Origin of the sequence: Flavobacterium daemonense (assembly GCF_007341385.1) — a bacterium.
Taxonomy (GTDB): domain Bacteria; phylum Bacteroidota; class Bacteroidia; order Flavobacteriales; family Flavobacteriaceae; genus Flavobacterium; species Flavobacterium daemonense.
In genome coordinates this window covers 258,477-281,967 of the sequence record NZ_VJYD01000001.1, presented here as the reverse complement: position 1 = coordinate 281,967, position 23,491 = coordinate 258,477, and the positions used below count along the sequence as shown (strand labels likewise).

Here is a 23,491-nt window from a genome sequence, read left to right as displayed (position 1 = left end):
TTAAAAATCGCTTTCCGTTTCTTGGTTCTTGTCTCTTGCCTCTGTTTTTATTCTTTCAGCAAACGATTCAATTGAAACTGTTCATCGGGGGTCAAATTAGGCAAAATTCTTTCAAACGAAGCACGCATTTCAGGATTTTTTAATAACATTCTGATTGTATCTCTACCAAATTTTGAAAATTGCCACATATGATGCGTTGTTGCAGAAACTAAATTACTCAAAACCTGATCGTTGATAATTTTGAAAGCAATTAATTTTTCAAGCGCATTTTGTCTTGTTGGCGCTTCATATTTTGTAGATGAAAAAGCAATTAATTCGGCAACAAGTTCATCTGGATTGTCAGCGTAATTTGGCGTTGATAATGCTAGCGAAAGCCATAAAGTACGAAGATTATAGTCGTTGAAACCAATCCAGTTTTTTGATTTTTCTAAATATTGACTTCGATGATCTGGAAAATTTCTCCAAAGCCAGTACAAAGCAATTTCTTGCGTTTGATAAGATTTATCATCGAGCAAGGTTTCATATTCAGTTCTAAAATCTTCTGGAATTTTGTTTAACGTTTCTGCCACAGTTTGGCGAATCTCAATATTATTTGTTTTCATCGCTAAAAGCAATAAATCTTTTTTCGCTTCGTACTTTTCATTTTCTAATTGATCAACAATCGCTTCTTTGACCGTTTGATAAACATCAGAATTTAAAGTTTTCATAAAGAAATCCCTTTTATCTGCCAAAGATGTTTTCTTGAGTTTATCAACTTCCAATCTCACTTGAATTGCCTTGTTTTTACTTAACAAAGCATTTGCTGTCGGCGTATCAAAAGCTGTTGATTCTAGCCAAGTCTTTTGGAATTTATCCAAATCAAAATCAGATACTTTTCTGATTTCGTTAAAGAAATCTTCTGTATTTACGGTTTGATAAGCGTATTTTTTCAGATAGCTTTTTATTGCTTTTTTAAACGCCTTATCTCCAATAGATTCGTGCAAAACAAATAAAGCCCACGCTCCTTTTTCATAAAAAGTAAGCGAACTCGCCTTTGGATTCAAAACCGGAATAGAATCGGTTCTGGAGGCGAATTTTATCTGCTGTGCAGTATCATAAAGCTTTGAATAAAAATAATCATCGCCAAAAATATCGCGCTCCGCAAGAGCTGCATAATAAGTGGCAAAACCTTCCTGCAGCCAATGATGTTTACTGCTTTCGGCTGTTATTAAATTTCCAAACCAATGATGAGCTAATTCATGTGCATCGACATTGGTGTAGTTTCTATCAGTAAATCCAATAGAATCCACCACATATCGAGTCGCAAAAAGCGTCGAAGTTGTATTTTCCATTCCGGCATATAAAAAATCCCGAACCGGAATTTCTCTATAAACTCCCCAAGGATATGAAACGCCGATTTCTTTTTCCAAAAAATCAAAAATGCGTTTTGAATAACGAAATGTCGGTTCAAAACGAGAAGCGTCTTTATTCTCTAAATAATATTCAAGCTGAACATTCGATTTAGATTTCAATCCTTTTTGATCAAATTTCCCAACAGCAAGCATCAAAACATAAGAACTCATTGGCTTTTCCATTTTATATTGCCAATGAAATGAATTGCCGTTTTGTGTTTTTTCTTTTAAAATTCCATTCGAAATAACTTGATAACCGGCATCATAAGATATTCCTAAATTAAAAATCACTTTTTCTTTTACGTCGTCAAAACTGGGAAACCAATTACTGGTATATCTTCCCTGCCCTTGTGTCCAGATTTGAACTTCTTTGTTTTCAATATCAACAAAATACAAAGCCTGTTTTGGTTTTGCAGTATAATCAAAAGTCAGATGATTTTCTCCTTTTTGAAAGTTTCCAATAAGTTGCAATTGCTTGCCCGAATTAACAAAAACAGCGTCTTTATTATTGATTTGGACTTTGGAAAACTCCATGTTTTTTGCATCAATTTTTATGGTATCGATTGGTTTTAAAACCTCAAATTGATAATCGACCGAACCTGAAACCGATTTTTCTTTGGCATTTAAGGTCAATTGCCCTGAAACTATTTTGAAATCAACAAATTGAGTTTGTTGTGCAAATGCGAAAGAAGTAATTAGAAGAAAAAAAATGTATTTCATTGAAGTTTTATTTTAATGAATCTGTTTCCCAAGATTGTGGATTGTTTTTGATGATCGTAAATTATTTCAAACCGTTTGTAATTTCTAACAATATGATCGTGGTAATTAGCCTGCCAAACAAATTTATAACCGCTAATTTTTGTTGTTGTAACCGATTTAAAAATAGCAACAAAAGACGAAATAGAATTGGGTTTTCGAGATAAATTTGATTCGTTTGATAATTTCGACAACGATTGTTTCTCGTCTCTATTGTATCGTAGAGGCGCACAGCAGTGCGTCTCCGCAACGTTTGTCGACAAAGATTTGGTGAATTTCGTTGTGGATATGCTGGGTGGAGACGCACTGCTGTGCGCCTCTACGATGTTCGTTGTGTTGAGAATATCGTCTGTTTTTGGTAATTCATTTGTGTTTAAAATCTGCTTTTGAATTTCAATTAACAAATGAATATGATTTGGCATAACAATCCAATTATGAAAAAACCAATTTTTACGAATTTTTATAGATTTCAAAAGCTCATTCTCAACGATAATTCCGTTTTCATTCAATGTCATTTTACCGTCTTCAATCGATCCAAAAAAATATTCGCGACCTTTTGTAACGATAGTTATAAAATAAACGGCTTCACTTGAGTAATCCCAATTTTTCAATCTCGCTGAATCGATTTTGAACTTATCTTTATATAATGACATATTTTGGCGTGTAAAATCTAAAGTTACAAACCTTTCATCAACAAATAAAATGAAATTTGTAAGTTTACCAAACAAAAACAATAAATCGTGTCGACATCCAAAAAAGCCTTATTCAACTGGAGCAGCGGAAAAGATTCTGCTCTTGCTTTATATAAAATTCTCCAAAATCCTGCGTATAAAATCGAATGTTTGTTAACGAGCGTAAATCAAAAATTTCAACGCATTTCAATGCATGGCGTTCGTGTTGAATTACTTGAGGTGCAAGCAAAAAGCATTGGAATACCATTAAAAATTCTTGAAATTCCAGAAATGCCAACAATGGAAGTATACGAAAATGTAATGTCGGAAGCTTTAATTGAATTAAAAAAAGAAGGTATTTCGCATTCGGTTTTTGGTGATATTTTTCTCGAAGATTTACGAAAATACCGTGAAGATCAATTGGCAAAATTGGTTTTTGAAGGTGTTTTCCCCATTTGGAAAATCCCATCTCATGATTTAATTCAGGAATTTATTTCCCTTGGATTTAAAACTATTGTGGTTTGTGTTAACGAACGCTATTTAGACAAAAGTTTCGTTGGGCGAATTATCGATCAGGATTTTATAAATGATTTACCAGAGAATGTCGATGTCTGCGGAGAAAACGGCGAATTTCACACTTTTGCTTTTGATGGCCCCATTTTCTCTGAACCAATAAATTTTGAAATTGGAGAAATTGTTTATCGCAAATACGAAAAACCTAAAACAGAAGATTCTTCAAACTCGGCTTGCGATACAAACAACGAAACTGCTTTTGATTATGGGTTTTGGTATTGTGATTTGATTTCTAAATAATATAAAAAAGTTTGCCACGTATTACACGGATTTTCACGAATTGATTTGTGTAAATTTGTATAATTCGTGGCTATTTTTTTTATTCTGAATACATAGCCAACAAATTCGTAACCGTATTCCAATTTCGAATTGTTGCTGTTACATTCAATTTTTTCTAGATATATTTTTGATCAAATCTTGTTTTTCCTGCTCCAACAGCATATTTTATAAAAATTCTGTTGCCGTCGATACTAGCTTCATCCGGTTTAAACTGACTGATTTTTAGATCGTTTATATTTTCTTTTTTTAAGACAGTTGAAACAAAAGCAACATACAACTTTTTTGTATCTAAATCTTTATCTTTAAGATAGGGACTGTTTTTAAAACACAATTCCAAATCTTCTTTATCAATTACAATAACAGGAACTTCATGCCCGAAAACCTTAAAAATTTCCTGTTTGATCATAAAACCAACCTTCGAAGCTTCTTCTTCGCTATCAACAAAAACATTTCCGGATTGTAAATAGGTGCGGATATTTTGAAATCCTAAGTTTTCAAGCATTGTTTTCAACGCCTCCATTTTCATCATATTGTGTCCAGAAACGTTGATGCCGCGCAAAAGTGCTAAATGAGTTTTCATGTTTTTGAAATTTATACTTCAAAGATATTATTATAAGTTTGATTTCAAATGAATCAATTTTCAAATTTCCTAATTAAAATCTATCTTCGCTTTTCCAAAGAAATTAGAATAAAGAAGAAAGAATATGGACGAAAAAATTGTCTTTATTCTTTCTTCTTAGCTCTATTTTCTAAAATCTAAAATCAATAATCTAAAATTCTTCAATGTCCAACAATCTTCTTGAAACTCCAATTGAATACTTAAAAGGTGTTGGCCCGAGTCGTGGCCAGTTGCTTCGCAAGGAATTGGGTATTCATAAATATGGAGATTTGGTTAACTTTTTTCCGAATAGATATATTGACAGAACGCGATATTATAAGATTAATGAACTGCAGAATACGGGAACAGAAGTTCAGATTATTGGAAAAATCATCAATATCAAAACCGTCGAATTTGCTAAAAACAAAAAACGATTGGTTGCGAGTTTTGTTGATGATACAGGACAGATTGATCTGAATTGGTTTCAAGGCCACAAATGGATTCGGGAAAGTCTAAAACTGAACGAACCGCTTGTAATTTTTGGAAAATGCTCTTTATATGGAAGCCAATTCAGTATGGCGCATCCAGAAATTGAATTATTGAGCGAACATGAACGAAGTCTGCGCTCTGCCATGCAACCCGTTTATCCTTCAACAGAAACGTTGGCAAATCGCGGTATTTCAAATAGAACGATCAATAAACTAATGGAACAATTGTTTATTGAAACTCAGGCTTTATTTACTGAAACTTTTCCTTCTTATTTAATTGAAGAATTAAAGCTGATTCCGAAAAGAGCGGCGTTATTCAATATTCATTTTCCAAAAAGCACTGAAATTTTGGCGAAAGCCCAATTCCGATTAAAATTTGAGGAATTGTTTTTTATTCAGCTGCAATTAATTACTAAAAATCTAATTCGGAAACACAAAATAAAAGGGCATCCGTTTACTAAAGTTGGAGAACTTTTCAATGAATTTTATAAAAATCATTTGCCTTTTGATTTGACCGGCGCCCAAAAAAGAGTGATCAAAGAAATTCGTACCGATATGGGAAGCAACGCCCAAATGAACCGCTTGCTTCAAGGTGATGTTGGTTCTGGAAAAACGATTGTGGCTTTTATGAGTATGCTTTTGGCGATTGACAATGGTTTTCAAGCATGTTTGATGGCACCGACGGAGATTTTGGCCAATCAGCATTTTATTGGATTATCTGCTTTTGCAAATACACTCAATATCAATATCCGAATTTTAACCGGATCAACTAAAACATCGGAACGAAAAATTATTCACGAAGAACTCGAAAATGGAAATCTGCAAATTATAATTGGAACGCATGCTTTATTAGAAGATAAAGTCCAATTTAAAAATTTAGGTTTGGCTGTCATTGACGAACAACACCGTTTTGGCGTTGAGCAGAGATCTAAATTGTGGAAGAAAAATGATATTCCGCCACACGTTTTGGTGATGACGGCAACTCCTATTCCGAGAACTTTAGCGATGAGTTTATATGGAGATTTGGATATTTCAGTAATTGACGAATTACCTCCAGGAAGAAAACCAATTCAAACGGTTCATCGCTACGATACAAACCGATTGAAAGTCTGGAAATTTCTTCGTGATGAAATTGCTTTGGGAAGGCAAATTTATATCGTTTATCCTTTGATTCAGGAATCTGAAAAAATGGATTATAAAGATTTGATGGATGGATATGAAAGTATTTCGAGAGATTTTCCACTTCCACAATATTCGATTTCTATTTTGCACGGAAAAATGAAACCAGCCGATAAAGATGCTGAAATGAAACGTTTTTCTGAAGGCAAAACTAATATTATGGTGGCTACAACAGTAATTGAAGTTGGTGTAAATGTGCCAAATGCCAGCGTTATGATTATTGAAAGTGCTGAACGATTTGGATTATCGCAACTTCACCAATTGCGCGGGCGCGTTGGTCGTGGTGCCGAACAAAGTTATTGCATTTTGATGACGGGCCACAAACTGAGTTCTGACAGCAAAACAAGAATGGAAACAATGGTTGGCACGAATGACGGTTTTGAAATTGCCGAAGTGGACCTAAAACTTCGTGGTCCAGGAGATTTGATGGGAACGCAACAAAGTGGTGTTTTGAACCTACAAATCGCTGATATTGTGAAAGATAGAGAAATTTTGTCGCTAGCAAGAAATTATGCCATGAAAATTTTAAAAGAAGACAGCGCACTTCAAAAACCAGAACACGCGATCTTGAAAGCAGTTTTTATTGAGCTTACCAAGAAAAAGAATATTTGGAATTATATTTCTTAGTCTAAGATGCTAAGATACTAAGGTTCTAAGATACTAAGGTTCTAAGGTACTGAGGTTTCAAGTTTCAAGTTTCAAGTTTCAGGTTTCAGGTTTCAGGTTTCAAAAAAAACTTAGCATCTTAGTACCTTAGAACCTTAGCAACTTTAAAAAAAAAAAAAAAACTCCACTGCATCAATTTTAATTTCTAGGTGATTAGATTTGTTGGGGGACAAATTTAGGGTTGAATATTAGTTGATACAGCAAAGTTTTTTTCAAATTTATTTTTATTTTTTAGGAGCTTCCTTCTTTTCAAAAAGTCCGCTGAACAAGCCTTTGCTTACTTTGTGCTTATCATCTTTTCCAGTTGCGATAAGATGATCGATATATTCCATATATGTTTTTTTACGCTCTTCTAAAAAACCAAGCAAATATTCTTCAGAAGCTGGCATGCCGCTCGCTTCTTCAATATGCAAAAGTTTTTTATACAAAGGTTCAATAAACTTGACTATAATATCCTCAGGAACAGATTTTCGTGTTCCAAAATAACCAACAATTTCTCCATTTGAGTCGGCTATAATTTTAAAATCAGTAATTACCCAATAATATCTGCCGGTTTTCGACATGTTTTTGATGATGGCATGAATGTTTTTACTCGCTTTGATGCTATCCCATAGAAATTTAAAAATCACTTTGGGCATATCAGGATGCCGTACTATGTTGTGCGGCTGCCCAATGAGTTCAAATTCGTCATAACCAGATACATCGATGAAATCTTCATTTGCATATAAGATAGTTCCTTTTGTATCTGTTTTACTGAGTAATACTTTGTTCTTGTTCCAATCAACTTCTCTGTCTGATGGATTTGGGCGGGTAATTCTGTTATCCATAAATTTCTGCATTTAAAAATTAACATGTATTGACGTTGCTGCGTATACTATTAAAATTGATAAAATATTGTTTGATTAAATTTTGTTTTTAGTGTGACGAAGTTTTTCCGCTAACCGATTTAAAATGAATATCATTCACTAAATCATCAATTTTTTTGGCACTTTCTCTCATCATATCCAAATAACTTAAAAGTTGATCATTATCTGTATGCCCTTTTGAAACATCAATCAATTTTAAAACGGAACTAACCGGCATTTTTAAGTCCAAAGTTGTTTTATGAATAAAGTCATTGTACTCTTTTGTAGCCGACATTGAGCTGAATTTTGCCGAAGCTAATTTGATGTTTTCCAATTCATACTCGTCAGAGATTTTAGAAATATGATTCTGGCTGTGCGCTTTAAAATAATAAGCCCAATACCCGTTCATAAAGAAAACGGCGCCTGCCAAAACAACGTGTACCAAAAAAGTTTCCATATCAAAATTCACCTGCGAAAAATAAACCTGCAAGCCATTTGCATCATTGTAAACATAATTTTGAAGATAAGCCAATGCTCCATGATGCAAGATAACCAAAAGCGTTAGTGGAATTTGTAATTTCCAGTTTTGATAGATAATTAAAATTGTACTTGCTACAAATACTGTAAAGTGCATTTCAAACAGACCGTGCATCTGATAAATATATTGCGCCATAAAAATTGCCAATACAACAGAAAGTACATATTGATAAAATTTAGAATTTTTAAGGAAAAATTTAGCCGAATAATACGCCAGTAAATTCAATGTCCCAACTCCCGCACCAATTTCCCAAGTATCATATTTAAAAGACAATGCAATTCCGAGAAGAAAATAAACGGCAAGAACGTAATTGATAATCGTATCCGATTTTTCTGTCATTGTTGACATGAAACTATGCAGGTAATCCTGCTCATTCAAACTAGCTTTTGTTTTCATAAATTAGTAATTAAGGTGTTAGATTTATTTAGTGCATTTTGGTAATGAACATCCATAGGCCCTTAGAGCCAACGCATCAAATGAAGGGGCATTTGTATGACTTAATAAAGATTCTATCGCTTGTTGTGCATAATTCGTTGAAGCATCGGTACAGTATCTGGTTTTATTATAATTGCCTCTAAAATAAAGCTTTTGAGAACCATCAATCAAAACGGCTTGCGGTGTAGAGAAAACACCAACACTTTTTGCAATTTGCTGGTCGAAATAAACCGGAATTTTAGCATCAAATTTTTTCTGGATTTCCTCGATTGTCACGCTTTTTTCATTGTTGATGACAACGATTTTAAAGTTTACACGATCGCCATATTTCTTTATTAATTCCGTAACATGAGGAACATTAAAACGGGAACAGGGACATTCAGGATTAAAAAAATGAAGAAAAATGGGCTTTCTATCCATTGTGCAGCATTTTAAGTCAATTTTACTGCCCATGGCTACAGCCACGTAATCTTTTGGAATAGGTGTTGGAAGACTGTATTTAAATTCGTTTTTCCAAAACAAAACCGAAATAGCGGCGAGAAGCAAAGAAAACCACAGTCCAAGAAGTAATTTTTTCTTCATAAATAAATAGATTTTGATTTAAAAATATGAACAGTTGTTAATTTTAAAATTTTATAAAACAAAAAATTTAACCCTAAACAAATAAAAAACCTACATTTATCACGACCGACTACAGAAAAAACAGCGCAAATTCTTTCAAAACCATACTGTTTTGTTTAACTCTATCAATGTTACAAATAAAATCGATAAAGCACAAAATAAATCAGATAAAATACATGTAAAAAAAACACATGTAATCTTTTTCTTAAAATAATTATACGTATTTTTACGCTTTTAACAAATAAAAACCTATAAATATTTTTATTCAAACAAAATCAAATCGAGGAAGTAATTGACAATAAAACGATTAAGAATCGGATAAAGATTTTTTACGCTTCAACATTAAACCATTGTAAACGAAAACAGTCTAAATATTAAGCAATGCAAAAGCTTGTACATACAAATGTTAAATTAAGAGGCATCTCTTTCGTATTCGTATCAAAAAGTTAAATTTGTAGGCTTACTGAAAAAACACCAAAAAATACATTTACCTCAATTTTATGAAAGTAAAAAATCTAATTTATGCCCTTCTAGTTATCGTGCTTGGGGGATTTATTGCTTACCGAGTAGTATCAAACAAAAGTAAAAACGACGATTCTAAAAAGTCTGGCGACAAAGACAAACCAATTACTGTTACAGGTATCGTTGTAAAAACAGCTGTTTTTGATAACAATTTATCTTTATCAGGTTCAATTGAAGCTAATGAACAGATTGAAATTAGAAGTGAAGTTTCAGGAATTGTTGAAGGTATTTATTTTAACGAAGGAAGCTACGTAAATAAAGGCCAAGTACTTTTCAAGGTAAATGATATTGAATTAAGAGCACAGCTGCGTCAGGCACAAACAAAAGAAGGTTTGGCTGGAGAAAATGAGAGAAGAGCAAAATTGCTGCTTCAAAAAGAAGCGATCAGCCAAGAAGAATTTGATGTTGCTAATGCCGATTATGCTTCTGCAAAAGCACAAACACAATTAATAAAAGCACAAATTTCAAAAACATCTGTAAAAGCTCCTTTTTCAGGAAAAATTGGTTTGCGCTCTATTTCTCCAGGAACTTATATTACGCCAACTATTTTGGTTGCAAAATTGGTAAACACAGGCAAACTGAAAATCACTTTCTCAATTCCTGAAAAATATGCCACACAAGTAAACAGCGGATCAACCATTGATTTTACGGTTTCTGGTTCAAACAAAGTGTACAAAGCTAAAATATACGCCATTGAACCTGAAGTTGCCGTTGCAACACGAACACTTCAAATTAGAGCACTTGCAGACAACAGCGATGGAAAACTTTTACCAGGAACTTTTGCTGATGTAAAACTGCCGCTAAATATTATCAAAGATGCGATTGTTGTTCCGTCTGAATCTATTGTTCCTGTACAAGACGGAAAAAAGGTTTTTATTTCGGATATGGGCAAAGCCAAAGAAGTTATGGTTGAAGCAACAACTCGTACAGACGCTTCAATTTTAATTTTATCGGGATTAAAAGCGGGAGATACTCTTGTAACAAGCGGTGTTATGTCATTAAAAAATGATGCGCCAATAAAAGTTAAAGTGCAAAAATAGCAAAGTCATAAAGCCAAAAGTCAAAAGTCGCAAGACTTAAATATAGATTTAACAATAAGCAAGATTTAGCGATAAATCTGAAATCTTAAATCTAAAATCAAAAATTACACATGAGTTTATCAACCACAAGTATAAGAAGACCCGTTTTAACGATTGTACTGAATCTTTTGATTATTTTATTCGGTTTAATTGGTTACACGTTTTTGGGTGTTCGAGAATTTCCTTCAATTGACCCGGCACAAGTTTCAATCCGAACAAATTATACCGGAGCCAATTCTGATATTATTGAATCACAAATTACAGAACCTCTTGAAAAAGCAGTAAATGCTATTGACGGAATCAGAAATATTACTTCATCAAGTAACCAAGGAAGCAGTAATATTACAATAGAGTTCAATTTAGATAAAGACTTGGAAGAAGCTGCGAATGATGTTCGTGACAAAGTTTCTCAAGCCATCAGAAGTTTGCCTCAGGACATTGATGCACCGCCAGTAGTATCAAAAGCCGATGCTGATAGTGATGCTATTATTTCAATGACCGTTCAAAGTGATACGCGAAACAATCTTGAATTAAGTGATTATGCCGAAAACGTAATCTCACAACGTTTAGAGACGATTCCGGGGGTCAGCGGTGTTCAAATTTGGGGGCAAAAACGTTATGCAATGCGTTTATGGATTGACCCTGCAAAACTTGCTGCCTACGGTTGTACAGTAGCAGAAGTTCGTACCGCTTTAAATGCTCAAAATGTTGAGCTCCCATCAGGAAAACTGACTGGTAATAATACTGAACTTACTGTAAAAACTGTTGGAAATTTATCCAAACCGGAAGAATTCAACAATATTATTATTCGTACTGACGGAGATAAAATTGTTCGTTTCAGCGATGTTGGCCTTGCAACATTAGGGCCTGAAAATTTAGAGACAAAATTAAGCCAGTCTGGACTTCCAATGATTGGTTTGGCAATTGTACCAATGCCTGGAGCTAATTATCTTGATATTTCAAAAGAATTTTACAAGAAATATGAAGCATTAAAAAAAGATCTTCCAAAAGACATCAAACTGAATATTGCACTTGACAATACTATTTTCGTAAAGAAATCTGTAATGGAAGTTGCTGAAACACTGGGAATTTCTATCATTCTGGTTATTATTATTATTTATTTGTTCTTTAGAGACTGGGCGATTGCGTTTAGACCTTTAATTGATATTCCGGTTTCATTGATTGCAACATTCTTCATTATGTGGCTTTTCGGATTCTCAATCAACGTATTGACATTATTAGCAATCGTTTTGGCGACCGGTCTGGTAGTGGATGACGGAATTGTTGTAACCGAAAATATCTTTAAGAAAGTTGAAGAAGGAATGTCGCCAATTGAAGCCGCAATCAAAGGTTCAAACGAGATTTTCTATGCAGTAATTTCGATTTCAGTAACTTTAGCGGCGGTATTTTTACCAGTAATTTTCTTGGAAGGTTTCGTTGGCCGACTCTTTAGGGAATTTGGTGTTGTAATTGGTGCAGCGGTATTAATTTCTGCCTTTGTATCATTGACTTTAACGCCAATGTTGAATGCCTATTTGATGAAAGGCGGCGAACAGAAAAAATCTAAATTTTACGAAAAAACCGAGCCGTTTTTTGAAAAAATGAACAGCACTTATGCGGAAGCTTTAGAGAAATTCATGCATAAAAAATGGATCAGTTTTCCAATTTTAATTGCTTGTTTCGGATTGATCTATTTGTTCTTCACCATTCTTCCAAAAGAAACTGCCCCTTATGATGATCGTGGTGCTGTAACGCTTCGTATGACGACTCCCGAAGGATCTTCATATGAATATACAGATCGTTTTATGCAGGAAATTTCAAAAGTAATTGACGACTCGATTCCAGAAAAAAAAGTGAGCTTGGTTATCACTTCGCCTGGATTCAGTTCAAATGCAGTAAACTCTGGAATGATTAGGCTTACTTTGAAAGATGTCGAGGAAAGAAAAGCATCTCAAAAAGAAATTGCCGATAAATTGACCAAATGGACAAAACAATATCCAAGTGCCAAAACCGCTGTAACGCAACAACCTACAATTGCCGTTAACAGACGTGGAGGTTTGCCGATTCAGTATATTATTCAAGCTCCGACTTTTGAAAAATTAAGAGCCAAAATTCCGCTTTTCATGGAAGAAGTTGGCAAAAGCGACGTTTTCTCTACAACTGATGTGAATTTGAAATTCAATAAACCTGAAATCAATGTTAGTATCGATCGTGAAAAAGCAGAAAGTTTAGGAATTTCAATCTTGGATATCGCACAAACTTTACAACTTTCTTTGAGTGGACAACGTTTTGGTTATTTCATTAAAAACGGAAAACAATATCAGGTAATTGGACAATTTGATCAAAAAGACCGTTCAAAACCATTGGATTTAACGTCTATGTTTGTAAAAAACAATAAAGGCGAATTAATCCAGATGGATAACGTGGTAAATGTTGAAGAACAAAGTAATCCGCCACAATTGTACCACAATAACCGTTATATGTCGGCTACAGTTTCTGCAGGTTTGGCACCAGGAAAAAGTATCAGCGAGGGTATTGAGGAAATGGACCGAATCAAAGCGAAAGTTTTAGACGAAAGTTTCACAACCGATTTAAGTGGAGAATCTCGAGATTTCGTTGAAAGTAGTTCAAATACTTCTTTTGCCTTCGGACTTGCATTGCTTTTGATATTCTTAATTCTGGCAGCACAATTTGAAAGTTTTGTTGATCCATTTATTATTATTTTAACTGTACCAATGGCGGTTGCCGGAGCCTTATTTTCATTATGGCTTTTCAATCAAACTTGGAATATTTTCAGCCAGATTGGAACAATCATGCTTATTGGATTAGTAACCAAAAATGGTATTTTGATTGTTGAATTTGCCAATCAGCTGCGCGAACAAGGAAAACCAAAATTAGAAGCTATTCTAGAAGCTTCAGAAGCGCGTTTGCGTCCAATTTTAATGACCAGTTTAGCGATTGCATTAGGTGCATTGCCAATTGCGCTTTCACTTGGAGCAGCTTCAACAAGCCGTATCGGAATGGGAGTTGTTATTGTTGGAGGAACGATTTTCTCTCTTGCTTTGACTCTTTTTGTAATTCCTGCTATTTACTCAATGTGGTCAAAACAAAGAAAACATTATCCAGAGTTTGATCATATTGACGAATACGAAAAAGAAAGTATAAAATAGAAGCTAAAAAATCATGAATTTTGCCTTGTGTAAAATTCATGATTTTGCAGTAAAAGAATATAAATATGAACATTAAAAATATATACAGCACTTTATTCATCCTTCTTATTTGCGTTGCAAAAACAAACGCACAAGGAGTTTTGACGATTGAAGATGCTACAAGAATCGCTTTAGTAAACAACTTTGAAATTAGAATTGCAAAGAATAATTCGAAAATAAGCGAAACAAATGTTACGGTTGGAAACGCAGGAATACTTCCAACGGTTGCCGCAACAGTGAATGACAACAACAGCGTTACAAATTCATCTCAAACGCGTCAGGACGGAACATCAACTTCGTTAAACAATGCAAAAAACAATACTTTAGCCTATGGCGTTGGTTTAAACTGGACAGTTTTTGACGGAATGAAAATGTTTGCTCGTTTAGATCAGTTAAAAGAACTTCAAAAGTTAGGTGATTCAGAATTAAGAAGAACCGTTTTAATCAAAATCGTGCAGGTTAATCAAGGTTATTATGATCTTGTGCAGCAACAGCATCAACTAGCGGCTTTAGACACTACAATCGTAATTTCTAAACAACGATTGACATTAGCACAAAACCGTTTCAGCATTGGAAAAGCATCAAAATTAGAAGTTTTAAATGCGCAGGTTGACTTAAATTCTGACCAAGTGGCTTTGCTTCGCCAAAAAGAATCGTACGCAAATGCAAAAATTTTGTTGAATCAATATTTAGCTCGCGATCCAAAAATTGATTTCACAGTAACTGATTTGGTTACAGTTGACAACGCAATGAATTTAGACCAATTAACAGAATTGGCACATAAACAAAATCCTGCTGTCGAAGCACAAATCATCAATAAACGAATTGCTGAATTGCAATTAAAGCAAATAAAAGCAGATCGTTATCCGGTTGTGAACTTAACTTCTGGTTATAATTTTTCTGAAAATCAGTCAAGTTTAGGTTTTACGAGCCAATCATCTTCAAAAGGTTTTAATTATGGTTTCAATGCAAGACTGAATATATTCGACGGTTTGAATCAACATAGAAATGAGAAAGTGGCGCAAATGGAAATCGAAAACTCACAAATTGCTATTGATCAGCAAAATATGATTTTAGATACACAGTTAAGCACGGCATTTCAAACTTATCAAACTAACTTAGGATTAATTGATTTAGAAGAAGATAACGTTACAATTGCAAAGCAAAACTTAGATATTACATTAGATAAATTCAGAATCGGAACCATTACGACGCTTGATTTCAGAACAGCGCAATTGAATTATGTAAATGCTAAGGCGCGTTATATCAATGCTCAATATCAAGCAAAATTATCTGAAATTGCGTTAAGAGAATTAGCTGGTAATATTAAATTTTAAACTAAATTTGATTAAAAATTTAGTTTTTAAATGAAATCATACAACACTAAGGAGTGGTTTACTTTTATATTTCGCTTTGTAAAATCTGATACTTCATTGCAGTTAGTACCTGTAATGTGTGTTATAGGTGTATATTCTGTAATAGTTGGCTATGTAGAAATTATTTATTTCGGAATTGATGAAAACCATTACTTAACCAACATTCCGATTATGCACGGGATTTTAGGTTTCGTGATTTCTCTTTTACTGGTTTTTAGAACTAATACAGCTTACGACCGCTGGTGGGAAGCCCGGAAACTTTGGGGCTCTCTTGTAAATAACAGTCGTAACTTTGCTATAAAACTTTCGGCCATTTTAAAAGATGAGAATGACCGAAAGTTTTTTAGGAAATTTATACCCGCTTATGCCTCTATTTTGCACAAACATCTAAACAACTCAGAAACTGCACAAATGCTTTTTGATGATGTTGAATTAGAACTTGATCTTCATAAACACAAGCCTAATCAGGTAAAACAAATGATGTATCATAAAATAAGTACTTTGTATGATTCAAAAAAAATAACTGGAGATCATCTCATTATTTTAAATGCCGAATTAGTTGCTTTTACAGATATTTGCGGTGCTTGTGAACGAATAAAAAACACGCCTATTCCCTACTCTTACAGTGCTTTTATCAAAAAATTCATCTTTATTTATATTATGACTTTGCCTTTTGGCTATTCTTTGAGTTTAGGATATTATACTGCTCCTGTCGTTGTTTTTGTCTTTTATGTTTTGGCTAGCTTAGAATTAATTGCTGAAGAAATTGAAGATCCTTTTGGTGATGATGAAAATGATTTACCGATCAAAAAAATATCTGAAAACATCAAAAAACATGTTGAAGAATTGATTTAAAAATCTTTCCTAAAACATACAAAAGCATCACTTCAAACTCGTTATTCTGCTCATTGCTTAAAAATTCCGATAAACGGTCATTTTTCAGGCAAAAAAGCAAATATTTTTTTTCTTACTACAACACGCAATCCTTATATTTGTATCCTCATACAAGAATAATTAAGCTAACATGAAAATATCTTACAACTGGTTAAAACAATTTATTAAAACAGACTGGACTTCAGAACAAACTTCAGAATTACTTACAGATTTAGGTCTGGAAGTTGAAGTGGTTGAAAAATACCAATCTATAAAAGGTGGATTGGAAGGCGTTGTTGTTGGTCATGTGCTTACCTGCGAAAAACATCCAGACGCAGACAGACTAAAAGTTACAACTGTAAATATTGGACAAGAAGCTCCTGTACAAATTGTGTGCGGCGCGGCAAATGTAGCAGCTGGACAAAAAGTTCCTGTTGCTACTATTGGAACGGTTTTGTATGACAAAGATGGAGCTGAATTTACCATTAAAAAAGGAAAAATTCGCGGACAGGAAAGCCACGGAATGATTTGTGCCGAAGATGAATTAGGTTTGGGAACAAGTCATGAAGGAATTATGATTCTTGATGAAAACTTAGTGCCTGGAACTCCAGCTGCTGAAGTTTTTAAAATTGTAAATGATGAAGTTTTCGAGATTGGATTAACTCCAAACCGTGCCGATGCTATGAGTCATTTTGGAACTGCACGTGATTTGAGAGCCGGAATGTTGCAACGTGGTGTAAACGTAGAATTGATTACACCATCTGTAAGTAATTTTAGAGTTGACATGCGTACGTTGAAAATTGACGTAAATGTTGAAGATTCTCATTTAGCGCCAAGATATTGTGGTGTGACTATTTCTGGAATTACGGTTCAGGACTCTCCTGCTTGGCTTCAAGATCGATTAAAAGCAATTGGATTAACTCCAAAAAATAATATTGTCGATGTTACTAATTATGTTCTGCATGAATTAGGACAGCCTTTGCACGCGTTTGATGCTGCAAAAATCAACGGAAAAGTAATTGTAAAAACACTTCCAGAAGGAACAAAATTTGTCACTTTAGATGATGTTGAAAGAACATTGCACAAAGAAGATTTAATGATCTGCGATGAGAAAGGACCGTTATGTATTGCGGGTGTTTTTGGTGGAAAAAAATCAGGTGTTACAGATGGAACAACTTCTATCTTTTTAGAAAGTGCTTATTTTGATGCGGTTAGTATTCGTAAAACGGCAAAAAGACACCAATTAAATACAGATGCTTCTTTTAGATTTGAAAGAGGAATTGACCCAACAATTACTGAATATGCTTTGAAACGTGCAGCACTTTTGATTCAGGAAGTTGCTGGCGGAAAAATCACTTCTGATGTTGTGGAGGTTTATCCTAAAAAAGTAGAAGATTTCTCTGTTTTATTGAATTTCAGCCATGTTTACAAAATCATTGGACAGGAAATTCCGAAAGATACAATCAAAAAGATTTTAGTATCCTTAGATATCAAAGTAAACAGCGTTTCTGATTCTGGTTTAGGACTGACAATTCCTGCATATCGTGTTGATGTTCAGCGCGAAATTGACGTAATTGAAGAGATTTTACGTGTTTATGGTTACAACAACATTAATTTTTCTAAAAAATTCAATGCAACTGTAGCAAATTCACCAAGAACCGAAGATTATAAAGTACAAAACGTAATTGCTTCACAGCTAAATTCTCAAGGTTTCCATGAAATGATGGCAAACTCTTTGACAACTGCCGCTTACGCAAAACTTTCGACTTCGTTAAAAGAAGAACATAATGTAACGATGCTGAACCCTTTAAGCAGTGATTTATCGACTATGCGTCAATCGTTATTGTTTTCTGGACTTGAAGCTATTTCATATAATATCAACAGAAAAAATGCCGATTTAAAATTATTTGAATTCGGAAAAACCTATCATAAATATCTAACTGGACACGAGGAGCACAAACATTTAACTTTGCTGATTTCTGGAAACAGAAATAAAGAAAGCTGGACAAATCCTCAAAAAAGCACTGATTTCTTTTTATTAAAAGGTTATGTAAAAGGAGTGTTGGCGCGTTTAGGAATTGATAAAATTTCGAATGCACCAGTTCGATCTGATATTTTTTCAGAAGGAACTGCAATTTGCTACAACAATGATACTTTAGTAGAAATGGGTGTAGTAAAAAAATCAATTTTGAAACATTTCGGAATCAAACAAGATGTTTATTATGCTGACTTCAACTGGGATTTAGTATTGAAAATCATCACTGGAAAAATTAAATATACTGAAATTCCAAAATATCCTGAGGTTCGTAGAGATTTAGCTTTATTGATTGATCAAAGCACGACTTATGAAAGCATTTTTAATTTGGCAAAACAAACAGAAAAATCACTTTTAAAAGATGTGAATTTGTTTGATGTTTACGAAGGAGAAAAACTTCCTGCAGGAAAAAAATCATATGCTTTGAGTTTTACTATTCAAGACAGCACAAAAACACTTACAGATGCTCAAATTGACAAAATTATGTCTAAGTTACAACAGACTTTTGAAACTGAGCTTGGAGCAACATTGAGATAAAATAGTATTAAAAAAAAAAAACGCAAACCCCAACTTTTTGAAGTTGGGGTTTGTTTGTTTTTAGAATGTAACTCGTGTTGATAATCTCCTCGCTCCTGCTGAGTTTGGATGAATTTCATCTCTCCAAAATTCTGATGCATTCAGCAAACCTCGATAATCAATAATACGACTTTGGAAACGATAGCCGTAATAGGCAAAATGATTTTTGATTTGGCATAAAAGCGCGTAAAATCGATCCAATAATCGGATGATGATAAACGATTTCAAGATCTCATCGGCAATTCCTAAACGATCAAAAACTGGTTTTATCCAAGGTCCGAGAGGCAAATCTACGCCAACAATTGAAGGTCTTACGCCGAGTTTGAATAACGGATAATCGTAAGTATGCATGTAGAATATAGTATTTGGCGTTGCGTATGCATTTATGATGCTTCCAAAACCAAGATAATTTCGCATAATTGTGCTGAAAATCGAACTTAAATTTGCAGTATTAAAAAGTGCGCTATCAAAAGTAGTGGTATTTAAATATCTTTTATACAAAATGCATTTTTGATACAACGGATCACCAGACAAACTTCTGAGTTCCGTCAATTTTGCTTGATCTGTAAAGAAACTTGGATCGAAAGAAGTTACACCGGCATTTAATATTCTGCCAAGTTGTGGAAAAACATCGTTTCCGCCTCCACTAAAATAAATTCGGTCAATGCGATAACCGCTTACATACTGAACAAAGTGCGTTCTGTCGGCATACATTTGCGAAGTTGTTTCTCCAAATTTAGCGAGATGCAAGCAATTTAAATTCAATCTTTGATTTCGGTCGGTAATCGTATCATACAAATCCAAAATGGTCGGAACAGGATAATCCAGCCATGAATCACCTTCAAAGATAACGTTGAGCGTATTTGCATTTCCGGCATTTCTTCTAAACAAAAAAGAGTTGGTCAAAAAGGGCTGATGCAGTGATTCATCCTCCGATTCAACCAGCGAAGTATTTACACTATTCAGTTGTCTCAAGGCATTAAACGTAAGGTCGCCGGGAGTTATCATTCCGGTTACCTGAATGTTATTATTGGCCTGAAAATTCAGAATAGAAATAATGGTGCTATCCGTATGATTATTTGAAATACTTCCGCTGGTCGTCACGGGATAACCTACTGCCTTCAAGTAATTTTGTATTTGCAACACGTCAGATCGATTGTTTGCTGCATTTAATCCTACACTGTTGATAAGCAAATTCCCAACAGACGGATTTTGATTTATAACTGGGGAATTCGAAACTAAATTTTCCATAGTATTCCAGATTTATGTTATTTTATTGGGATTGATATAACCATGTCCGGCTCTAAAAACCTCAAAATTATTTTCTTTAAAAGCAGCAGTATCACAGGCCTTGAATAGTTTTTTTCGTATTGAAAAGATATCAAGGTCAGGCTCTTTCTCCAGAATTTTCATTACTAAAGAAGCTACATAAGGCGCTGCCATACTACTTCCGCTTTTAGAGGTCAGCTTGTTTGATGCTCTGTTTTCTCTGCTTGAAGACGAACAGGATGATTTTATTTTAAAGCCTGGCGCAACAACTTCAGGTTTCATGCGTCCGTCTGCAGTTGGTCCAGAACTGCTGAACGACAAGATAGGTTTTGTATCATCATTTTGATTATATGCACCAACCACGATGCTGTATTTTGAATTACAAATCGAATTTGTAGTGTGGGTTTTATTAGCAATTGCTGGCAAGAATATCGATTGTCCGCCGTCATCGCGTTCTATATAACAATGATAACGCCCATTTTTTACAACTCGACCAATCAATTCTATTGTCCAAAATTTTGAATTCAATTTGCCATTGACCAAAATGTTGATCTGATTTTTTCCTGTATTGGGTTCATTGCTTCGATGAAGACAAATCCCGACTTCGTCATTGTCCTTTAAAATCAATTCATCTTTAAAAGGAGTTGACGAAAGCAGTTTTTTTCCATTATCATCATAAATATCCACACTTAAAATATCGTCGCCATGATACCAAATTTCCATCTCGTTGGGAGTTCGATCGTTCTTTTTAAACATCCACGGAATCTTAATTCGCTGATCTGACTTAATATCTCCATAAGTATGAACATTTGCTTGATGGTAATTTCCGGTACTTTGCACAATTGCAGTTCCTTTGCGCGTGGTAACAATATGATCAATGATTTGCTCAAACAAAGTTCGCCCCATATGTGCGTCGCCATGACCACCCAAACTCATATTGATTACCAAAGGCCGCTCCCCTGCTTCATTTGTAATCAAACACAAACCTTCGGCTCCTTTTACTGAATCGCCCAAGGATAAATTAGATCCGTTGACCAAATTAGTTCCCATATCGACTGCTATTATTGGCACATTTGGGGCAAAACTTTTGGGCGCAACAGCGCCGTTTCCGCAGGCAATTCCGAGAACATGCGTTCCGTGTGTTCCATTGCCAAACAAATCTGACTTTCCGGGATGATAGCCAAGTTTTTTAAACGGAAAATCATCTAACAACGCCTCATTTATCTGCGCTTTTGTAATGATTCTTCCGTAGCCGTATTTATTGCCGTCATAGCGATCGGACTGTACCCAAATTTTCTCAAAACGTGTTTTTCCGTTGCTTATAAAATCGGGGTGCGTAAAATCAAAACCAAAATCAATAATTCCGAAGACAACATTTGAAACAGTCTCATCTAAAACTTCATTTTTCTTATCCAAAATTTCGCTTTCAGGAGCAAGTTCGACGTTATCATTTGCAGGAACAACTGTTGGTGCTTTTAAGCTTATTACGCGCTGATCCTCATAAATAGAACATAAAAATCTGCGCAATGTCCTGATGCTTACAACATTTCCAAATTCTGAAATAATCTTACAATGATCAGGATATTCTTTTTCCTTTCTCAAACGCATCAACAGCGACAACTCTTCATCTGGATTGCCATACAATATGATTTTAAGTCTCGGATCCATAATTTTGCATTTTAAATATTAATTCAAAGCCAGCAGATTGCGTTTTTATTTCTTTTCGTTTTTAGCTGGTGCTTTTTGACTCAAAACACTATCTGGAAATGAAATACTTTTAGAAATTGCCTCAATTCTATTTTTAATTTCTAGAATAGCATCATTTAGAGCAGCAGTATTTTTTTCTAGTAAAGCAATTTTAACTTCGAATTTTTCTGCTAAAGCTTTGGTTAATTCGGCGTTGTTGCTTGCCGTTATTTTAGCGATTTCTTCTTTTAAAAGGTTGTTGCTTATTGAAATTTCATTTCTCACATTCTGCAAAGTCACAATATCTGCAGGAGCGGTTCCGCTAGTTTGTACCGGCGTTTCAGTGCTTGTTGGCGGATTTACAATAGGAGCTGTGCTCGGCGCTGGCAAACCTGGAGCACTTGCAGTTGTAGCTGGCACTTCAGAAACATTAAACTTATCACCCTCTATTTTGGCTTTGTTTTCAATAATCAAGTAATTAACGAGCGGATTTTCTGAAACTACGCCCGCCAAAAGTGCCGTATTAGTTATTTCCTGATTTCCAGAAACATTATAAAAACTCGCTCTGCTGTTGGCAATCACATAATTGATTAATAAATTAAATGGATTCATCATTTCATAATTTTAAGGTTAATAGAAATTAAAGGGCAATTGAGGTTCAACTGCCCTTTCTATGATTTATTTATTCATCATCATCATTAATGCAATAGGCAAAATAGTGTTGTTGCTATTTGTTGTATTGCCCTGATTTTGTTGTGATAAAATCAAAACTAACGGCAGCATCATGTTTGAATTGTCTGATTTTCCAGAACCAGAATCGCCCATCGTAGTCATCATTGGCAAAAGCAATGACATCGTTTGATCAATGTAGATTGGGTTTTTGCCGTCCTTGGCGATAATTTTGGTATCGGTTCCAGAGCCAACAAGCTGAAGGTTTTCTGTCACTAATTTTGGTTGATTAAGCAGCGATCCCATCATACTCATCATTTGCATGTTTTTTAAAACCTTTGTTTGGTTGTCGCCTTTTCGGGCGTCTATTTTTGCAAACTCAGTATGTTTTTGATCTAAAGCAACTAATGCTTTATTTGTTGCTAATAATGTCTTTTTAAGCTCATTAACCTGATTAGAAATAGCATCTAATGATTTTTTTAGTTCGCTTTTAGTAGCATAATCATTAGCTCTTCCGCTCAGTGCTTGTCCAAAATTTGATCTTTGTTTTACAGCCGAACTCACATTTGGTCTAATGCTTCGTGTTGAAGGTCTTCTGCGTTTTGCAGCTTCATCATAACTTTCGTCATAACTTTCTAATAAATCTTCACTCAAAAGATCTTCGTTGAAATAATCTTCATTCAATAAATCTTCGTCTAAATAACTTTCAAAATAGCTCATAATTTTAATTTTTAATGGTTAATTTTTGTTGAAATAATGTTTGTTATATTTCTGGATGGCTGGCTGAATATATTTGTTGAAAAGAATAAAATCAGGAACGGTGGTACCTGGTTTTCCAGTTCCGAAACATTCGGCGCAATCAGGATTTTCGCCAAAACATTCGGTGCATGCGCCAATAGCTTTTGCTAAATCATCATTTTGATTTAATTCAAATTCCAGCTGAAATTTCAGTCCTTCGATTATAGTAAAAAGTTTATGGTTGATTTTTTTAAGTTTCTTGACTCTCTCTTCAAGTTCTGGATCAACTTTTGGGATTTCTTTTTCCTCTTCAGGTTCTTTTTTTTCCATCATGGGCTGCATAAGCTCAAAATATTTAGCCATTTCAGGATTATGTTCTTTCAAATATTCTAAATAAGCATCCATTGGTATAACATTTA

The 23,491-nt window shown here is 34.4% G+C and carries 17 protein-coding genes and 1 pseudogene; 7 read left to right on the top strand and 11 right to left on the bottom strand.

The window, feature by feature from the left end; all coding sequences use genetic code 11:
- Positions 1–47: 47 nt before the first annotated feature.
- The gene (locus tag FND99_RS01100; protein WP_144336157.1) at positions 48–2,111 is read right to left on the bottom strand and encodes a M1 family metallopeptidase; all 2,064 of its coding nucleotides are present in this window, start codon (positions 2,109–2,111) and stop codon (positions 48–50) included.
- A complete protein-coding gene (locus FND99_RS01095; protein ID WP_144336156.1) occupies positions 2,108–2,800 on the bottom strand; it encodes a transposase in 693 nt (230 codons plus the stop codon). Before FND99_RS01095 ends, FND99_RS01100 begins: the two co-directional genes overlap by 4 nt.
- Before the next feature lie 87 nt (positions 2,801–2,887).
- Between FND99_RS01095 and FND99_RS01090 the strand changes: the two genes are divergently transcribed.
- Positions 2,888–3,631 carry a Dph6-related ATP pyrophosphatase gene (locus tag FND99_RS01090; protein WP_144336155.1) on the top strand — a complete coding sequence of 248 codons (744 nt, stop codon included), beginning with the start codon at positions 2,888–2,890 and terminating at the stop codon, positions 3,629–3,631.
- A gap of 79 nt (positions 3,632–3,710) precedes the next feature.
- Here the strand turns inward: FND99_RS01090 and FND99_RS01085 are convergent.
- Positions 3,711–4,250, bottom strand: a pseudogene (locus tag FND99_RS01085) (DUF1697 domain-containing protein).
- Between the two features lie 203 nt (positions 4,251–4,453).
- On the opposite strand from FND99_RS01085, the gene recG reads away from it, so the two are divergent.
- On the top strand, positions 4,454–6,562 hold the full coding sequence (recG, locus tag FND99_RS01080; RefSeq protein ID WP_144336154.1) for an ATP-dependent DNA helicase RecG: 2,109 nt from the start codon (positions 4,454–4,456) through the stop codon (positions 6,560–6,562).
- A gap of 263 nt (positions 6,563–6,825) precedes the next feature.
- Here the strand turns inward: recG and FND99_RS01075 are convergent, their stop codons facing one another.
- From FND99_RS01075 to FND99_RS01065, 3 genes are all read right to left on the bottom strand, one after another.
- Complete coding sequence (locus tag FND99_RS01075; RefSeq protein WP_144336153.1) at positions 6,826–7,428, bottom strand: PAS domain-containing protein; 603 nt, start codon at positions 7,426–7,428, stop codon at positions 6,826–6,828.
- 88 nt (positions 7,429–7,516) lie between these two features.
- On the bottom strand, positions 7,517–8,380 hold the full coding sequence (locus tag FND99_RS01070; RefSeq protein WP_144336152.1) for a hypothetical protein: 864 nt from the start codon (positions 8,378–8,380) through the stop codon (positions 7,517–7,519).
- A 24-nt stretch (positions 8,381–8,404) separates the two neighbouring features.
- The gene (locus tag FND99_RS01065) at positions 8,405–9,001 is read right to left on the bottom strand and encodes a TlpA family protein disulfide reductase (protein WP_144336151.1); all 597 of its coding nucleotides are present in this window, start codon (positions 8,999–9,001) and stop codon (positions 8,405–8,407) included.
- A gap of 539 nt (positions 9,002–9,540) precedes the next feature.
- Here FND99_RS01065 and FND99_RS01060 point away from each other — a divergent pair.
- The 5 genes from FND99_RS01060 (at position 9,541) to pheT (ending at position 18,671) form a co-directional block, all read left to right on the top strand.
- The gene (locus tag FND99_RS01060; protein ID WP_144336150.1) at positions 9,541–10,602 is read left to right on the top strand and encodes an efflux RND transporter periplasmic adaptor subunit; all 1,062 of its coding nucleotides are present in this window, start codon (positions 9,541–9,543) and stop codon (positions 10,600–10,602) included.
- Positions 10,603–10,712: 110 nt separating this feature from the next.
- Positions 10,713–13,811, top strand: coding sequence for an efflux RND transporter permease subunit (locus tag FND99_RS01055; RefSeq protein ID WP_144336149.1), 3,099 nt, complete (start codon positions 10,713–10,715; stop codon positions 13,809–13,811).
- A gap of 65 nt (positions 13,812–13,876) precedes the next feature.
- Positions 13,877–15,187, top strand: a complete 1,311-nt coding sequence (locus FND99_RS01050) for a TolC family protein (RefSeq protein ID WP_144336148.1) — start codon at positions 13,877–13,879, stop codon at positions 15,185–15,187.
- 30 nt (positions 15,188–15,217) lie between these two features.
- Positions 15,218–16,081, top strand: coding sequence for a bestrophin family protein (locus FND99_RS01045; protein ID WP_144336147.1), 864 nt, complete (start codon positions 15,218–15,220; stop codon positions 16,079–16,081).
- Positions 16,082–16,250: 169 nt separating this feature from the next.
- On the top strand, positions 16,251–18,671 hold the full coding sequence (gene pheT, locus FND99_RS01040; protein ID WP_144336146.1) for a phenylalanine--tRNA ligase subunit beta: 2,421 nt from the start codon (positions 16,251–16,253) through the stop codon (positions 18,669–18,671).
- A 60-nt stretch (positions 18,672–18,731) separates the two neighbouring features.
- On the opposite strand, the gene FND99_RS01035 is transcribed toward pheT, so the two are convergent.
- The 5 genes from FND99_RS01035 to FND99_RS01015 form a co-directional block, all read right to left on the bottom strand.
- Positions 18,732–19,961, bottom strand: a complete 1,230-nt coding sequence (locus tag FND99_RS01035) for a peptidoglycan-binding domain-containing protein (protein WP_144336145.1) — start codon at positions 19,959–19,961, stop codon at positions 18,732–18,734.
- A gap of 12 nt (positions 19,962–19,973) precedes the next feature.
- A complete protein-coding gene (locus FND99_RS01030; RefSeq protein ID WP_144336144.1) occupies positions 19,974–21,647 on the bottom strand; it encodes a S8 family serine peptidase in 1,674 nt (557 codons plus the stop codon).
- Between the two features lie 45 nt (positions 21,648–21,692).
- Positions 21,693–22,280: a hypothetical protein gene (locus FND99_RS01025; RefSeq protein WP_144336143.1), complete on the bottom strand. Its 588-nt coding sequence runs from the start codon at positions 22,278–22,280 to the stop codon at positions 21,693–21,695.
- 63 nt (positions 22,281–22,343) lie between these two features.
- Positions 22,344–23,054 (bottom strand): hypothetical protein, encoded by a 711-nt coding sequence (locus FND99_RS01020; protein WP_144336142.1) that lies wholly within the window; start codon positions 23,052–23,054, stop codon positions 22,344–22,346.
- A gap of 18 nt (positions 23,055–23,072) precedes the next feature.
- The gene (locus FND99_RS01015; protein ID WP_144336141.1) at positions 23,073–23,477 is read right to left on the bottom strand and encodes a hypothetical protein; all 405 of its coding nucleotides are present in this window, start codon (positions 23,475–23,477) and stop codon (positions 23,073–23,075) included.
- Positions 23,478–23,491: the final 14 nt, after the last annotated feature.

Bases quoted from the DNA above. Each gene is read 5' to 3' on its own strand.
- FND99_RS01030 (WP_144336144.1), bottom strand. From the start codon at position 21,647: ATGGATCCGAGACTTAAAATCATATTGTATGGCAATCCAGATGAAGAG.
- FND99_RS01015 (WP_144336141.1), bottom strand. From the start codon at position 23,477: ATGGATGCTTATTTAGAATATTTGAAAGAACATAATCCTGAAATGGCT.
- FND99_RS01070 (WP_144336152.1), bottom strand. From the start codon at position 8,380: ATGAAAACAAAAGCTAGTTTGAATGAGCAGGATTACCTGCATAGTTTC.
- FND99_RS01100 (WP_144336157.1), bottom strand. From the start codon at position 2,111: ATGAAATACATTTTTTTTCTTCTAATTACTTCTTTCGCATTTGCACAA.
- FND99_RS01075 (WP_144336153.1), bottom strand. From the start codon at position 7,428: ATGGATAACAGAATTACCCGCCCAAATCCATCAGACAGAGAAGTTGAT.
- recG (WP_144336154.1), top strand. From the start codon at position 4,454: ATGTCCAACAATCTTCTTGAAACTCCAATTGAATACTTAAAAGGTGTT.
- pheT (WP_144336146.1), top strand. From the start codon at position 16,251: ATGAAAATATCTTACAACTGGTTAAAACAATTTATTAAAACAGACTGG.
- FND99_RS01050 (WP_144336148.1), top strand. From the start codon at position 13,877: ATGAACATTAAAAATATATACAGCACTTTATTCATCCTTCTTATTTGC.
- FND99_RS01065 (WP_144336151.1), bottom strand. From the start codon at position 9,001: ATGAAGAAAAAATTACTTCTTGGACTGTGGTTTTCTTTGCTTCTCGCC.
- FND99_RS01020 (WP_144336142.1), bottom strand. From the start codon at position 23,054: ATGAGCTATTTTGAAAGTTATTTAGACGAAGATTTATTGAATGAAGAT.
- FND99_RS01045 (WP_144336147.1), top strand. From the start codon at position 15,218: ATGAAATCATACAACACTAAGGAGTGGTTTACTTTTATATTTCGCTTT.
- FND99_RS01025 (WP_144336143.1), bottom strand. From the start codon at position 22,280: ATGATGAATCCATTTAATTTATTAATCAATTATGTGATTGCCAACAGC.
- FND99_RS01060 (WP_144336150.1), top strand. From the start codon at position 9,541: ATGAAAGTAAAAAATCTAATTTATGCCCTTCTAGTTATCGTGCTTGGG.
- FND99_RS01095 (WP_144336156.1), bottom strand. From the start codon at position 2,800: ATGTCATTATATAAAGATAAGTTCAAAATCGATTCAGCGAGATTGAAA.
- FND99_RS01055 (WP_144336149.1), top strand. From the start codon at position 10,713: ATGAGTTTATCAACCACAAGTATAAGAAGACCCGTTTTAACGATTGTA.
- FND99_RS01035 (WP_144336145.1), bottom strand. From the start codon at position 19,961: ATGGAAAATTTAGTTTCGAATTCCCCAGTTATAAATCAAAATCCGTCT.